Here is a 13884-nt window from a genome sequence, read left to right on the forward strand (position 1 = left end):
GTGTCTGCGTTAATCCGTCGCGGTGCAGTTACCCGGTCTTGCGGCGGAAATCGCGTTTGTGGTCGGCCCGGTCGTGGGTGCCTTGGATAGCTGATTCAGCATCCAGGTGTCCCGGCCGGTCGGTCTGCTTGCCCTGCTTGCGATCAAGCGCCTCGCGGAACCTGCGCTTGTTTTCTTCGCTCGCAGAGGGTGTTTCTTCTGTGGGTTCCATACTCGTCAGCGTAGGCCACCTGCATGACAATCTGTGCCTGGTCCGTGTCGCGCACCAATCTCTGGGGCTTCACAGGCCCCCGGTGCTACGATTATGGGAGTTGTCCTGCTAGTTAGAGGGCAACGCACGGAGCAGGCTGGCAAGAAGCTGGTCACCGGTGGTAATTTTCCGAGTCGTTCGGAGGCTTTCTACTGTTGGCCAGACATGCGCCGCCACTCTAGGCATGCGCATGAACCATCGCGTCCTTCTGCCCGCTCCTGCTCCTTGACGAGTCGCACACCACACGGGTGCGCGACGTAAAACAAAGGAGAAACCCCCGCATGGAGGGTCCAGAAATCACATTCGCCGAAGCCGTTCTCGATAACGGCAAGTTCGGCAAGCGCACCGTGCGCTTCGAAACCGGTCGACTCGCTCAGCAGGCACAGGGTGCCGTCGCTGCGTACCTCGACGAAGAAACAATGATCTTGAGCGCGACCAGCGCTGGCAAGCACCCGCGCGAAGGCTTCGACTTCTTCCCACTCACTGTGGATGTTGAAGAGCGTTCCTACGCAGCGGGCAAGATCCCCGGCAGCTTCTTCCGTCGTGAGGGTCGTCCCTCCACGGAAGCGATCCTCGTCTGCCGTCTCATTGACCGTCCGATGCGTCCGACCTTCGTTGAGGGCCTCCGCAACGAAGTTCAGATCGTCATCACCGTTCTGAGCATCGCTCCGGACGAGTTCTACGACGCGCTCTCGATCAACGCCGCATCGCTCAGCACCCAGATCTCAGGACTTCCGTTCTATGGTCCGGTTGCCGGCATCCGCATGGCTCTGATCAACGACCAGTGGGTTGCCTTCCCGAAGCACAGCCAGCTTGCTGACGCTGTCTTCGACCTCACCGTTGCTGGCCGCATGGTCACCAACGACCAGGGTGAAGAAGACATCGCCATCATGATGGTTGAGGCAGAAGCTACCGAGAACAGCTGGGAGCTCATCAAGGCTGGCGCCACGAAGCCCGACGAAGCTGTTGTTGCTCAGGGCCTCGAAGCATCGAAGCCCTTCCTCAAGCAGCTCGTCAAGGCTCAGCTCGAGGTTGCCAACAAGGCTGCCAAGCCCGTCGCCGAGTTCCAGCTCTTCCCGCCGTACTCCGACCAGGCGTACAACGCGGTCAGCGAAATCGCTGAAGCTGAGCTTCGCGACGTGTACAAGATCGCTGACAAGATCGAGCGACAGACCGCTGACGACGAGCTCAAGGCTCGCGTCAAGGCTGAGGTTCAGTCCAAGGTCGACGCTGAAGAACTCAGCGAAGACGTACTCGGCATGGTTGGCGGAGCGTACAAGGCCGTCAGCAAGAAGGTCATGCGCACCCGCGTGCTTACCGAGGGCATCCGTATCGACGGCCGTGGCTTGAGCGACATTCGTGCGCTCGATGCTGAGGTCGAGGTCATTCCTCGCGTTCACGGTTCGGCAATCTTCCAGCGCGGCGAGACTCAGATCCTGGGTGTCACCACGCTGAACATGCTCAAGATGGAGCAGCAGATTGACTCACTGGCACCAGTGACCAAGAAGCGCTACATGCACCACTACAACTTCCCGCCCTACTCGACTGGTGAGACCGGTCGCGTTGGTAGCCCGAAGCGTCGCGAGATCGGGCACGGCTTCCTTGCCGAGCGCGCTATCGCACCGGTGCTTCCTGCTCGTGAAGACTTCCCTTACGCGATCCGCCAGGTATCCGAGGCTCTCGGCTCCAACGGTTCGACGTCGATGGGTTCTGTTTGCGCTTCGACTCTGTCGCTGCTGAACGCTGGTGTGCCGCTGCGCGCACCCGTCGCCGGTATCGCCATGGGCCTGATCTCGGATGAAGTTGATGGCGTTACGCGCTACGCAGCTCTCACCGACATCCTCGGTGCTGAAGACGCACTCGGCGACATGGACTTCAAGGTTGCCGGTACGAGCGAATTCATCACCGCTATCCAGCTCGACACCAAGCTCGCTGGTTTGCCTTCGTCGGTTCTCGACGGAGCGCTCAAGCAGGCTAAGGAAGCGCGTACCGCGATTCTTTCGGTGATCAACGCTGCAATCGACGCTCCCGACGAGATGGCCCCCACGGCGCCTCGCGTGATCTCGGTTCAGATTCCGATCGACAAGATCGGTGAGCTGATTGGCCCTAAGGGCAAGAACATCAACCAGATCCAGGATGACACCGGAGCGGACATCTCGATTGAGGATGACGGAACTGTCTACATCGGCGCTGTCGATGGTCCTTCTGCTGAGGCTGCACGCGCGGCGGTTAACGCCATCGCGAACCCGCTCAACCCTGAGGTTGGCGAACGCTTCTTGGGTACGGTCGTCAAGATCGCTACCTTCGGTGCATTCGTATCGCTCACCCCGGGCAAGGACGGACTGCTGCACATCTCTGAGGTTCGCAAGCTTGCCGGTGGCAAGCGTGTTGAGAACGTCGAAGACGTTCTCGGAGTCGGCCAGAAGATTCAGGTTGAGATCACGAAGATTGATGACCGTGGCAAGCTCTCGCTTGCTCCCGTCTTGGAAGAGACTGAAGCAGAAGCAGCGGCTCCCGCTGACGAAAGCTAAGTCCCGCTAGACGTACATCACACAGCGCCCCTTCTCGTGGAGAAGGGGCGCTGTGTCGTTAACGGTGAGTCTCGCCGCCGCGATCGTGCACCTTCGAAAAATTGTCTGATCGGAATGCAGGCAAGACAGGGGTAGTCACCCTTGTCTGCCCTTCGTTGGGGTGCCGCTTCGGGGGGTCGATCACGCTATTGTGTGGGAGTGACCCGAATCACTACACCTCTTGATGCCTTCATGAGCGACATGTTCATTTGGCTAGAGACCGCATGGTATTTGTGGGTGGCCCTCGGCATTGTTGTTTTCGTCGTGGTCGTTTGCGTGGTTGTTGCGAAGATGCGCAGCCGAGGCTACGAACGCGTTCCGCATTACTACCGCCGCAACACCTAACTCAGAGACTCTCGCGTTCTCCCGATTGCCCGTATTTCCGATACGGGATGTTTGTCGTGCCTGCACTGGCTGCTGCGCGCTTCAGGCGCTAGCTATCCTCTAGGTACTCGAGACGCCAATCAGTTGCGCGCGCGCGACGATGAAGTCGCGCAGCGCGAAGCCGAGCATGGCCGGGGTGCTTCCTTCTGGCACGTCGAGACGTTCGACGTTGAGGGCGCTCACGGTAAAGACATAGCGGTGCGGCCCATGGTCGGCCGGAGGGGCCGCTCCCTGAAACGAGGTGAGCCGCAGTTCGTTGGGAAGGGTGATCGCGCCATGGGGCATGAGCTGGGCATCCGGAGTGCCAGCGTCTTGGGGCAACGACTCAACGGAGGCCGGGATGTTGTAGACGGCCCAGTGCCACCAGCCGCTGCCGGTGGGGGCGTCGGGGTCGAAGACTGTCAGTGCGAAGCTTTTGGTGCCGGAGGGGAAACCGTGCCAATGCAGTGTGGGGGAGCGATCTTCGCCGCCGGCGTTCGCAATCCCTGAACGGGCCCACTGGGGGAGCGTGCCACCCTCTTCGAAATCGGGACTCTCGAGTGCAAAGGTGGGTACTTCGGGCAGTTTCCAATTGGGGTCATTCACGGTGACGGTCCTCTCGATAGCAAAAACGGCGCTGTGGCCAGTATGACGAGAATGATGCGCAGACGACACTTTCGAGGGGTGTGTGACGTGAAAATGACGGTTTTCGACACGGACTAATAACGATCTGTCTGTCCTCCCGCCATTCACTCCCATGGCGACATATTCTTACCAAAAGCCTTGTGGGAGGCCGTTATGACGCAAGTGCACCCGACGCAATCACTGACGGGTTCCACTCGCGCGCGTCCAGTAACCGGGCAGCATTTCTCTACCCGCGTCATTGGGTCGTCTGACCTCCGTGTCTTCCCTCTTGCGCTCAGTGGAAACATCTTTGGCTGGACCGCAGATGATGCCGCAACCGCCTCGATTCTCAACGCTTTTGCCGATGGCGGAGGCAACTTCATCGACACGGCAGACTCCTACGCGTCCGGTCGCAGCGAGCTCATGATCGGAAAGTGGATGCGCGTCCGCCGCAACCGCGATCAGATTGTGGTCGCAACCAAGGTCGGGAAGAGTCGCGACAACCCAGGCATGGAAGCTGACGCCATCAAGCGCTCAGTGGATGCTTCGCTTGCGCGATTGGGAACATCCCACATTGATCTTTTGTACTTGCACGTCGACGACGAGAGTGTCGACTTCGATGAGACGCTGCTCGCCGTTGACGAACTGATTGGTGAGGGCAAGGTTCGCTACTTCGGTGGTTCCGATCACACGGGCAACCGACTCATTCAGGCGCGCATTGCCTGCGGCCAGATGGGGGTTGCGCCCATGGTCGCTGTGCAGGCGCACTACAACCTTCTTCATCGTCACGAGTACGAAACGGGGCTCGCGCATGTGGCAGCGATTCAGGGGCTTGGCGTGATGCCCCGATTCGCGCTCGCCAGCGGATTCCTAAGCGGCAAGTATCGGCAGCGTGCCGATCTGGCGCTCAACTCGCGCGGCCACGATGCGGCACAGTACTTGCGTCGCCGTGGCATCAAGATTCTGAATGCTCTCGACGGAGTCGCCGAAGAGCAAGATGAGAGTGTCGCGACGATCGCTCTGGCCTGGCTCTTGAACAAGCCTGGCGTTGTAGCGCCGGTGGTCAGCGCTAGCCGTGCCGAACAGGTTCCCGAGCTGATTGCAGCGGCGCGGGTGCAATTGACGCGGCATCAGTCAGCGGAGCTTGACCGCGTTTCTCACTACTAACGCGTGTCAGGAACAAGCGCGCGACGGTGACGAGCACGTTCTGCCCCAGACGCCGTCATGCCGCTATCGCGGTCATACGGCTGACGCCTTTATACGGCTGACGCCGTTATATAACGGGCGCCTTCGCGTAACTAGCGAGCTCAGGAGGCCAGCGCGCCTCTGTTGGTGTGCGACTGACTGGCTAGACCTTGACGGCGTCAGAGAGCACGCGCTTGACGACGCGGGCCATAGCGGCGCCAGCGGCAATGGTGTCGCCGGCGTAGCCGCCGGCGAGAGCGCCGTCTTTCGCGAGCATGAGCTCGTCAGCAGCGTCTCCGGCAAAGGGATGTTCTGCGGTGCGCATGAGGTCGTACAGCGACTCGTTGTACCAGTCGCGGTGATCAGCGATCAGCAGGCGAACCGGGTGGGTGGGGTCGGGGAATTCCGCGACAACGTTGAGGAACGGGCATCCGCGGAAGTCGGGCTTAGTGAGTTCGGCGGCGACTGACTCCAGGAGGCCAAGAACAGCGTCGTGCGGTGAGGCGGCGTTGTCGATGATCGACTGAACTTCGGTCTCGACGGCGGCACGGCGGCTCTTGACGTACTCAAGGATGAGGTTGTCTTTCGAGCGGTAGTGCTTATAGAAGGTTGCCTTAGTCACGCTCGACTGGGCGATGATGCGGTCTACACCGACGTTCAGAATGCCGTCTTGGTAGAAGAGTGTGTTGGCCGTCTCTAAGATGCGGCCTTTGGCCGGAGCGCGCTGCGCGGTCTCTGGTGTCTCAAATACCATCGCAGCGCACTCCTTCCGTGGAGGTTCGGATCAGGAACTGTCCCCACTATGTGCATCGCTAGATTCGGGTCCAAGCGATGCGGTTTGTTTCATAACCCGGATTCGGGTCTGGGTTATGTGGTTTACATCAACCGGTTCGGGTCCGGATGATGGGTTGTCGGCTTCGGGTGCCTACAAAGAACATTAGCATATGAGGACATACAGACAAGTCTGTCTGTCCTCTTTTTTACACCCCAATTTGGGGGACGGAATCCGACCATATTTGAGCCGCCGACTCAGGAGAGACACAAATGACGTAGGCTCAGTGGTGATGAGCGACGCTGTAATTCTTCCTCTTGACCTTCCCGAACTGTCGTTCACCGCAACAGGCGACAGTCTCGTTCGTAGAACTGTTTTGCCGAGCGGTGTGCGCATTCTGAGCGAGCAAGTACCCGGAGCGCGCAGCGCCACCGTGGGCTACTGGGTCGCTGCGGGCTCCCGTGACGAGCATCCTGAGACGTTCGGCGCCACCCACTTCCTTGAACACCTCTTGTTCAAAGGCACAGCCTCTCGCTCGGCGCTCGACATTGCCGTGAGCTTCGACGCTGTCGGCGGCGAGCACAACGCGATGACGGCCAAGGAATACACCTGCTACTACGCCAAGGTGCAAGACATCGACCTTCCGATGGCTATCGACGTCATTGGCGACATGCTCACCTCAAGCCTCATCGATCCCACCGAGTTCGCTAATGAGCGCGGCGTCATCCTTGAGGAACTGGCGATGGCCGACGACGATCCCACGGATGTTGCCAGCGAGCGCTACTTTGAGGCCGTCTTCGGCGCGCATCCGCTCGGCCGTCCTATTGGGGGAAGCCCCGAGACGATCAATGCGATCTCGCGCGATGCCGTCTGGGACCACTACCAAGCCAACTACCGCCCGCAAGACCTCGTTATTACGGTCGCGGGGGCTGTTGACCACGATGAACTTGTCGCCGCTATTACGTCGTGCCTCGTGGCGGCAGGCTGGGACCTCTCGACAGAAGCGGCCCCGGTGGCCCGTCGCGACCTTTCCGGTAGCGCCCTTTCCCCGGTGCTGACCCCGGGCCAGCGCCTGCACGTCACGCATCGTCCGATCGAGCAGGCCAACATCATTGCCGGTGTTGAAGGCCTCTCGGCGACCGATAGTCGTCGCGCAACGCTCACGGTGTTGAACTCGATCCTGGGCAGCGGCATGTCATCGCGACTCTTCCAAGAGGTGCGCGAAAAGCGCGGACTCGCCTACTCCGTCTACTCCTTCTCACCGAGCTACTCCGACGCAGGCGTGTTTGGTATTTACGCCGGATGCTCGCCCGAGAAAGTCACCCAGGTTACTGACCTGATGCTCGCGGAGTTCCACAAGCTAGGTACCGCCCACGTCACCGACGAAGAGATCAGCCGTGCGATTGGCCAGTTGCGGGGAGGGTCAGCGCTCGCGCTCGAAGACTCCGATTCCCGCATGTCACGCCTCGGCCGCAGTGAGCTCACTCTCGGTGAGTTCGTCGACCTCGACGCCTCCATTGCCCGCATCTCGGCAGTTACTGCCGACGACATCCAAGAACTTGCTCATGAACTCTCGTCGCGCCCCCTCTCTATTGCAGCGGTCGGGGCCGTCAACGAAGAGATGTTCTCGGGGCTTGCTCTCGGCAGCGTTGCCCAGAGCTAGATCAGCAAAGGAATGATGATGGCGCATTACCTGTATCTCGTACGGCACGGAGAGCAGCAGGACGCAGAGCACGGGTTACCAGACGGACCGTTGTCGGGCAAAGGTGTCCGGCAGGCCCAAGCGATCTCTGAACGACTGAGCGGGGTTCCCTTTACGCGCGCGTTCCATTCGCCGCTGCAGCGTGCCGAGGAGACGGCAGCGATTATGACCGAGCGGATGCCCGCCCTTGAGTCTCAGCCGACGACGCTACTCATGGACTGCATTCCCAGCGGCCCCACTCACGATATGCCCGCAGCCTTTGAGCCCTTCTTCGGTTCCGTGACGGATGAAGAGATCGACGCCGGGCAGGCGCAAATGGAAGATGCCGTCAACGAGTTTTTGACTCCGGCGCGCGAAGACCGTCATGACCTTCTTATTACCCACAACTTTGTGATTTCGTGGTTCGTGCGCGAAGTGCTTGGCGGGGATCAGTGGCGCTGGCTCGGCCTCAATCAGGCCAATTGCGGGCTGACAATTATCCGTGTGCGCAGTGCCAAGCCACCCGTGCTCGTGACCCACAATGACCTCGGGCACTTGCCCGCTGAGCTGCGCACCGGGTTGCCAACGGAACAGCCCTACTAGCCAGTCCTGCTCGGCAAGGTTGGGTCGGCCCTTGCAGGGATTAGCGCAGCGTCTTGAGGTACCAGGTTGTGGCGTTCGAGTTGTCGTTGTAGGGCTCGCACGGCTCGAAGCCGCTTGAACGGTAGAGCCCACCAGCCGCGGCGAGGCTTTCGTTGGTGTCGAGTACGAGTTCCGTAGCGCCCCAGGCGCGTGCGCGTCGTTCGAGTTCGCTGAGAAGCTGGCGGCCAAGACCCTTACCGCGACCATCAGGGCGCACCCACAGGTGCTTCACCTCGAACCTGCCGGGCTCAAGTTGGCGGATGCCGCCACAGCCGAGTGCGGTCGCCTTCGACTGAGCATCAACGGCAGATGCTTCCGATGCAACGGTGGGCTTCGCATCACGTCCGGGGCCAGCAGCAGGCTCGGGGGCCGTCTCGATGACCAGGAAAACCCCGCGCGGCTCAGTGAACTGTTCCGGCGTGGGAAACGTAGTGACATAGCCGGAGGGCGTCGGGAAGGTCTCAGCACGGTAGCTGAAGTATTCCGTCAGAAGTTCGTGGGCGAGGGCATCCGTCACGGGAAGAGAGCGAAACTGTGGCACAGCACCAGAGTACTCGCGGCGCAGCGGGGGAGTAGTCGGTGAGCCCGCTCAGGATTGGTAGATTTGAACAATGACAACGAAAGTAGCGGTAGTCGGCGCAACCGGTCGTATGGGCAAATACATCAGTGGCGTCGTAGAGGCTGCTGCTGATTTCTCGCTCGTCGCCGCCCTCAACTCACGGTCTGAACTCAGCGAGATGCTCGCGGCAGACATCGTGGTGGATGTCACGGAGCCGAGTGTCTCACCCTCGGTTGTCGATTTCGCGATCAGCAATGGCAAGAGCGTGCTCGTTGGCACGTCGGGCTGGAGTGAGGACCGCGTTCAGGGCTTGCGCTCAACCTTGACGGAGACTCCCGAGGTTGGCGTCGTTATCATTCCCAACTTTTCTGTCGGATCGGCCCTTGCGACGTCCTTTGCGACCGCCGCCGCTCGCTATTTCGACTCGATCGAAATCATCGAGAGCCATCACGCCGCCAAGGTCGATTCTCCGTCGGGAACCGCAGTGCGCACCGCCGAGCTCATGGCGGATGCTCGCTCAGAGCGTGGCCCGGCGTTGGCCCCGCACGTCGATCAGCGCGCCCGGGGCGAGCAGGTGGCTGGCATTCCCGTTCACAGCCTGCGGATGACGGGAGTGATCGCGCACCAGCAGGTCATTTTCGGTGGTCCCGGCGAAGTGCTCACCATCGACCACCGCACAATGTCGCAAGATTCCTACGAGGCTGGAATCCTGTTGGGGCTCCGTGCCGTGGTCAGCGCTACCGGCGTGACGGTTGGTCTCGACCAACTCATAGACCTCTCACCAGCATCGGGCGCACCCTCCGCATGAAAACACGCATAGCAGCACTGGTCATGGTGGCGCTTCTCGCGCTCTACATGATCTTCGTGATCAACTATTCGATCGTGCTCATCCGCATCGATCAGCCCATTGCCAACGTCATGGGCTGGGCTTTGCTCGTGCTGCCGCTGATCGGTTTTTGGGCGCTCGCCGCAGAACTGTTTTTCATTTTCCGGGCCGAGCGACTGCTCACCACTCTTGAGGAGGAAGGTGCGCTGCCGGATGAGGTGGTTGAGCTCTTGCCGAGCGGCCGCCCCGATCCCGCGACGGCAGATCGCGCCTTCGACCGCTATCGTACCGAGGCTGAGGCCGCACCAGAATCATGGCGTGCCTGGCTGCGCTTGGGGCTCGCGTATGACGCCAGCGGCGACCGCAAGCGGGCTCGTTGGGCTACCCGACGGGCAATCGCGCTCTCGCGCGCGAAGCCGACGCCCACCGCCTAGCTAGCTTCGTTGGTCGGCGAGAGAGCCCGAGTGCCGAGCCGAGCGCATGGAGTCGGCGAGAGTACCTCTACTCGACGAATGCGTCGATGGCCTGCTCGATAGTCGTGTGGCGGAACGTGAACCCCGTGCTGGCTAGCGTGGGCGATTGAACGTTCTCATCGACCAAGATGAGGTCTTCACCGGCGTCGCCAAGCATCCGGAACGCAAAGCTGGGTACGACGAACCAGTGTGGCCGTTTCATTTTTCGCGCCAGTGTTGTGGTGACGGTTTCGGCTGTCGCCGGGGTAGGGCCGACGAGCGAAACGGCACCGGCAAAGTCGCTGCGTAGTAGATGGACGATAGCCGCGGCTTCGTCGTGCAGGCTGATCCACGGCCAATACTGGGCGCCGCTACCGAGGCGGCTGCCGACTCCGTAGCGTGTCAAGAAATTCAGCGGTGTGAATGCTCCGCCCTGGCCGACCACAATCCCGGTGCGGAACATGACGAGCCGCGTGGTGCTCGGCGTTAGCCGCGCTGCTTGCTCCCAGGCGTAGACGACGTCGCTGAGAAATCCTGTTCCCTTGCTCGACTCATCGGTGAGCACTTCACCGGGGCGGCTGCCAAAGTAGCCAACGGCCGACCCGCTGAGAAACACCACGGGCGGATTCGAGGCGCGGCGAATAGCTTCGGCCAGCGCTCGCGTGCCGTCAACGCGCGACCGCAGAATCTCGCGCTTATAGCTGGGCGTCCACGGGAGCTTGCCCGTGGACGCACCAGCGAGGTTGATAACGGCGTCTGCGCGCTCGATGGCCCGTTCATCCACCGTGCCCGCTCGTGGATCCCACTCGTATTCGCCCTCGGCAGTCGGTTCGCGACGCACAAGCTGCATCACTTCGAATCCCGCCGCGGTGAGTTGGGATACCAGCTCTGTTCCGATGTAGCCAGACGCGCCGGCAACAAGGACTCGTGAAATCGGGGGACGGGGAGCTGGCTCGTTCATGGCTAGGCCAAGCTCGCTTCGAGGGTGATGGGGATGCCGGTCAGCGCCCGTGAGACGGGGCAACCTTCTTTGGCTTCGGTTGCCAATCGCTGAAAGTCGTCTTCGCTGAGGTCCGCCACTTTGGCGCTCACCAGCAGGTGGCTACCGGTGATGCCCTCGGCGGGATCGAACGTCACAGCGGCAGTGACTTGAAGACTTTCTGCCGGGGTGCCGTTCTCGGCGAGACCGTTAGAGAACGCCATTGCAAAGCACGCAGAATGGGCAGCACCCAAAAGCTCTTCGGGGTTCGTTGTTGCTTCTTGACCTTCGGATCGTGCGGCCCAGGTAACGGGGAATTCTGCGGCGTCAGAGGAATCCAACGACGTGGTTCCTTTGCCGCTGAAGAGGTCGCCGAACCAGAGAGTTGTTGCTTCGCTCGTAACAGGCATTGCTGTCCTTTCGTCGATCTCAACACTATGCGTTGGCTATACAGCGCGCATGAGAAAGCCGTGTGAAACCGGTGCCGGTCGCCGCGTTGCCGGACCGTGGCGCCACGCACGGTGCACTCAGTACTATTGGTTCGATGGCATCCACGATCGCAACCCCATATGAAGACCTGCTGCGCGACACTCTCGCGAACGGCGTAGCTAAGGGCGACCGCACCGGCACGGGCACACGCAGTGTGTTCGGGCGTCAGCTGCGATTCAACCTCGCCGAGGGGTTTCCTCTCATCACGACTAAACGGGTGCATTTTAAATCGATCGCCTACGAGCTGTTGTGGTTCTTGCGCGGCGAAAGCAACGTGTCATGGTTGCGCGACAACGGCGTCAGCATTTGGAATGAATGGGCGGATGCCGACGGCGAGCTTGGCCCCGTCTATGGGGTTCAGTGGCGCTCCTGGCCGACACCGTCTGGGGAGCAGATCGACCAGATCTCCGAGGTCATCGAGCAAATCAAGGACAATCCCGATTCCCGTCGGTTGATTGTGACGGCGTGGAACCCCGCCGATATCCCCAAGATGGCTCTTGCGCCGTGTCACGCGTTCTTCCAGTTCTATGTTGCAGACGGCAAGCTGTCTTGCCAGCTCTACCAGCGCAGTGCCGACCTGTTCTTGGGTGTGCCCTTCAATATCGCGAGCTACGCGCTGCTCACTCACCTCGTCGCTGAGCAGACCGGTCTCGAGGTCGGTGACTTCGTCTGGACGGGCGGCGACTGCCACATCTACGACAACCACGTTGAGCAAGTAACCGAACAGCTCTCTCGCGAACCTTTTGCGGCACCGCAGCTGGCGATCACTACGAAGCCAGCGAGCATCTTCGACTACACCTTCGAAGACTTTGAGGTTGTCGGCTATGAGCACCACCCGGCCATCAAAGCCCCGGTCGCAGTGTGAGCGGCAACGGCCGCGCTTTCTCTGTCGCCTTGATCTGGGCACAGTCCGCCGGTGGAATCATCGGTCATGACGGCTCGATGCCGTGGCACTTGCCCGAAGATCTCAAGCACTTCAAAGAACTCACCCTCGGCAGCCCCGTCATCATGGGGCGTAAGACGTGGGATTCCCTGAATCCACGGTTTCGCCCGCTGCCAGGGCGACGCAATATCGTTGTCACTCGCCAGGAAACGTGGGCCGCGAGCGGAGCCGAAGTCGCGCACAGCGTTGACGCGGCGATTGAGCTGGCTGCGGAATCCGCTGATTCTGGGGCCGCCGTTTCTGCTGACGCTGACGCCACCGGCGCACTAGACACCGTGTGGGTCATCGGGGGAGCGGAGATCTTCTCCTCAGTCCTTGATCATGCCGATCGTGTGGAGATTACCGAGATCGCCGCCACGTTCGATGGCGACACAGTGGCACCCGCGCTCGATGACGAGTGGATGCTCGCCGCCACCGATCCGGTCGACGGCTGGCACACGTCATCCACTGATCTTCGGTACCGATTTTTGCGTTACGAGAACCAAGAGCCTCAGCAGCGGTAGCCTAGAGGGGTGACTAAAGAGAATCCCTTCGGCCAAGTCCTTGTTGCGCTCATTACGCCCTTCACCTCTGAGGGTGAAGTCGATTGGGCCGATGTAGAGAAGCACATCGATAGCGTGATCACCTCTGGGGCCGACGGCATCGTCGTCACGGGCACCACGGGGGAGACGAGCACGCTCACTGATCCCGAGAAGATCAAGCTCGTTGAGGTGGCCAAGTCGGTCTCTGGTGGGCGCGCCAAGATCATTACGGGCGGTGGCTCCAACGAGACCGCACACGCCATCGAGCTCTACAAAGCGAGCGAGAAGGCGGGCGCTGACGGCGTCATGATCGTCACGCCGTACTACAACAAGCCCACTCAGTCTGGTGTGCTCACGCACTTCCGCATGATTGCGGACGCGACTGATTTGCCGGTGATCTTGTATGACATTCCGGGCCGCACGGGAATCCCGATCACGTACGAAACCATTCTTCGTGCCGCCAAGCACCCCAACATTCTCGCCGTCAAAGACGCCAAGGGTGACTTCAGCGAGGTGAGCCGCGTGCTCAACCAGACTGACCTCATGTACTTCTCCGGTGACGACTCCAACGTCTTGCCGCACTTGTCGATCGGTGCCTCTGGCCTTATCGGCGTGACGGCCAACATCGCGCCAGCGCCGTACCGCGTGATCGTGGATGCCGTCAATGCTGGCGACCTTGCAACCGCAACGGCCGCCCACCAAGCTCTCGAGCCACTCGTGCGCGCTGCGATGACTCACGTACCCGGCACGGTTGCAGCCAAGTACATCCTTCACGGTCTCGGCCGTATTTCGAGTCCGCGCGTGCGCTTGCCGCTCGTAGGCCCCGAAGACGCTGAGGCGGCCCTCATCGAAGACGAGTTGGCTCTCGTCTCGGGTATTAAGGGGCTCGATCTGTCCAACTTTCGCCCTGACCGCAATGCCGCGGCCGGGGGAGCCCTGCCCAAGATTGCCGGGGCAACCCGCTAGGTTCACCCACGCGGGGTAGGCTCTGCCACGGGCATGGCCCACATTTTTCGCACGGGGGCTGA

Annotated in this window: 16 protein-coding genes; 10 read left to right on the plus strand and 6 right to left on the minus strand. The window is 60.9% G+C overall.

What is annotated here, in order from left to right; translation table 11 throughout:
• Window positions 1-28 precede the first annotated feature (28 nt).
• Entirely contained in the window at window positions 29-211 is a 183-nt protein-coding gene (locus tag I6E73_RS14200) for a DUF5302 domain-containing protein (protein ID WP_197108771.1), read from the minus strand.
• A gap of 320 nt (window positions 212-531) precedes the next feature.
• On the opposite strand from I6E73_RS14200, the gene I6E73_RS14205 reads away from it, so the two are divergent.
• The gene (locus tag I6E73_RS14205) at window positions 532-2781 is read left to right on the plus strand and encodes a polyribonucleotide nucleotidyltransferase (protein WP_197108769.1); all 2250 of its coding nucleotides are present in this window, start codon (window positions 532-534) and stop codon (window positions 2779-2781) included.
• Between the two features lie 198 nt (window positions 2782-2979).
• Window positions 2980-3165 carry a hypothetical protein gene (locus I6E73_RS14210; protein ID WP_197108761.1) on the plus strand — a complete coding sequence of 62 codons (186 nt, stop codon included), beginning with the start codon at window positions 2980-2982 and terminating at the stop codon, window positions 3163-3165.
• A gap of 99 nt (window positions 3166-3264) precedes the next feature.
• Here I6E73_RS14210 and I6E73_RS14215 read toward each other — a convergent pair whose 3' ends face one another.
• Window positions 3265-3789, minus strand: coding sequence for a YbhB/YbcL family Raf kinase inhibitor-like protein (locus tag I6E73_RS14215; RefSeq protein ID WP_307784328.1), 525 nt, complete (start codon window positions 3787-3789; stop codon window positions 3265-3267).
• A 192-nt stretch (window positions 3790-3981) separates the two neighbouring features.
• On the opposite strand from I6E73_RS14215, the gene I6E73_RS14220 reads away from it, so the two are divergent.
• Window positions 3982-4974: an aldo/keto reductase gene (locus I6E73_RS14220; RefSeq protein ID WP_197108749.1), complete on the plus strand. Its 993-nt coding sequence runs from the start codon at window positions 3982-3984 to the stop codon at window positions 4972-4974.
• Between the two features lie 181 nt (window positions 4975-5155).
• Here the strand turns inward: I6E73_RS14220 and I6E73_RS14225 are convergent, their stop codons facing one another.
• The gene (locus I6E73_RS14225; RefSeq protein WP_197126568.1) at window positions 5156-5746 is read right to left on the minus strand and encodes a TetR/AcrR family transcriptional regulator; all 591 of its coding nucleotides are present in this window, start codon (window positions 5744-5746) and stop codon (window positions 5156-5158) included.
• 310 nt (window positions 5747-6056) lie between these two features.
• On the opposite strand from I6E73_RS14225, the gene I6E73_RS14230 reads away from it, so the two are divergent.
• Together I6E73_RS14230 and I6E73_RS14235 are read left to right on the plus strand one after the other, a co-directional pair.
• On the plus strand, window positions 6057-7427 hold the full coding sequence (locus I6E73_RS14230) for a pitrilysin family protein (protein ID WP_197126570.1): 1371 nt from the start codon (window positions 6057-6059) through the stop codon (window positions 7425-7427).
• A gap of 18 nt (window positions 7428-7445) precedes the next feature.
• A complete protein-coding gene (locus I6E73_RS14235) occupies window positions 7446-8048 on the plus strand; it encodes a histidine phosphatase family protein (protein WP_197126633.1) in 603 nt (200 codons plus the stop codon).
• 40 nt (window positions 8049-8088) lie between these two features.
• On the opposite strand, the gene I6E73_RS14240 is transcribed toward I6E73_RS14235, so the two are convergent.
• Window positions 8089-8628 carry a GNAT family N-acetyltransferase gene (locus I6E73_RS14240; protein ID WP_197126571.1) on the minus strand — a complete coding sequence of 180 codons (540 nt, stop codon included), beginning with the start codon at window positions 8626-8628 and terminating at the stop codon, window positions 8089-8091.
• A gap of 70 nt (window positions 8629-8698) precedes the next feature.
• Between I6E73_RS14240 and dapB the strand changes: the two genes are divergently transcribed.
• Both dapB and I6E73_RS14250 read left to right on the plus strand, forming a co-directional pair.
• Complete coding sequence (gene dapB / locus I6E73_RS14245) at window positions 8699-9454, plus strand: 4-hydroxy-tetrahydrodipicolinate reductase (RefSeq protein WP_197126572.1); 756 nt, start codon at window positions 8699-8701, stop codon at window positions 9452-9454.
• The gene (locus I6E73_RS14250) at window positions 9451-9906 is read left to right on the plus strand and encodes a hypothetical protein (protein ID WP_197126573.1); all 456 of its coding nucleotides are present in this window, start codon (window positions 9451-9453) and stop codon (window positions 9904-9906) included. The genes dapB and I6E73_RS14250 overlap by 4 nt, the downstream gene beginning before the upstream one ends.
• A gap of 67 nt (window positions 9907-9973) precedes the next feature.
• On the opposite strand, the gene I6E73_RS14255 is transcribed toward I6E73_RS14250, so the two are convergent.
• Both I6E73_RS14255 and I6E73_RS14260 read right to left on the minus strand, forming a co-directional pair.
• Window positions 9974-10885, minus strand: a complete 912-nt coding sequence (locus I6E73_RS14255; protein WP_197126574.1) for a TIGR01777 family oxidoreductase — start codon at window positions 10883-10885, stop codon at window positions 9974-9976.
• A gap of 2 nt (window positions 10886-10887) precedes the next feature.
• The gene (locus tag I6E73_RS14260) at window positions 10888-11313 is read right to left on the minus strand and encodes an OsmC family peroxiredoxin (RefSeq protein ID WP_197108727.1); all 426 of its coding nucleotides are present in this window, start codon (window positions 11311-11313) and stop codon (window positions 10888-10890) included.
• A 134-nt stretch (window positions 11314-11447) separates the two neighbouring features.
• Between I6E73_RS14260 and I6E73_RS14265 the strand changes: the two genes are divergently transcribed.
• The 3 genes from I6E73_RS14265 to dapA are packed head-to-tail and all read left to right on the plus strand — an operon-like array spanning window position 11448 to window position 13822.
• Entirely contained in the window at window positions 11448-12257 is an 810-nt protein-coding gene (locus I6E73_RS14265) for a thymidylate synthase (RefSeq protein ID WP_197108725.1), read from the plus strand.
• Between the two features lie 29 nt (window positions 12258-12286).
• A complete protein-coding gene (locus I6E73_RS14270; RefSeq protein WP_231601032.1) occupies window positions 12287-12838 on the plus strand; it encodes a dihydrofolate reductase in 552 nt (183 codons plus the stop codon).
• 9 nt (window positions 12839-12847) lie between these two features.
• Window positions 12848-13822: a 4-hydroxy-tetrahydrodipicolinate synthase gene (gene dapA / locus I6E73_RS14275; protein WP_197108723.1), complete on the plus strand. Its 975-nt coding sequence runs from the start codon at window positions 12848-12850 to the stop codon at window positions 13820-13822.
• Window positions 13823-13884: the final 62 nt, after the last annotated feature.

Source organism: Salinibacterium sp. SWN248, assembly GCF_015864575.1.
Lineage (GTDB): Bacteria > Actinomycetota > Actinomycetes > Actinomycetales > Microbacteriaceae > Rhodoglobus.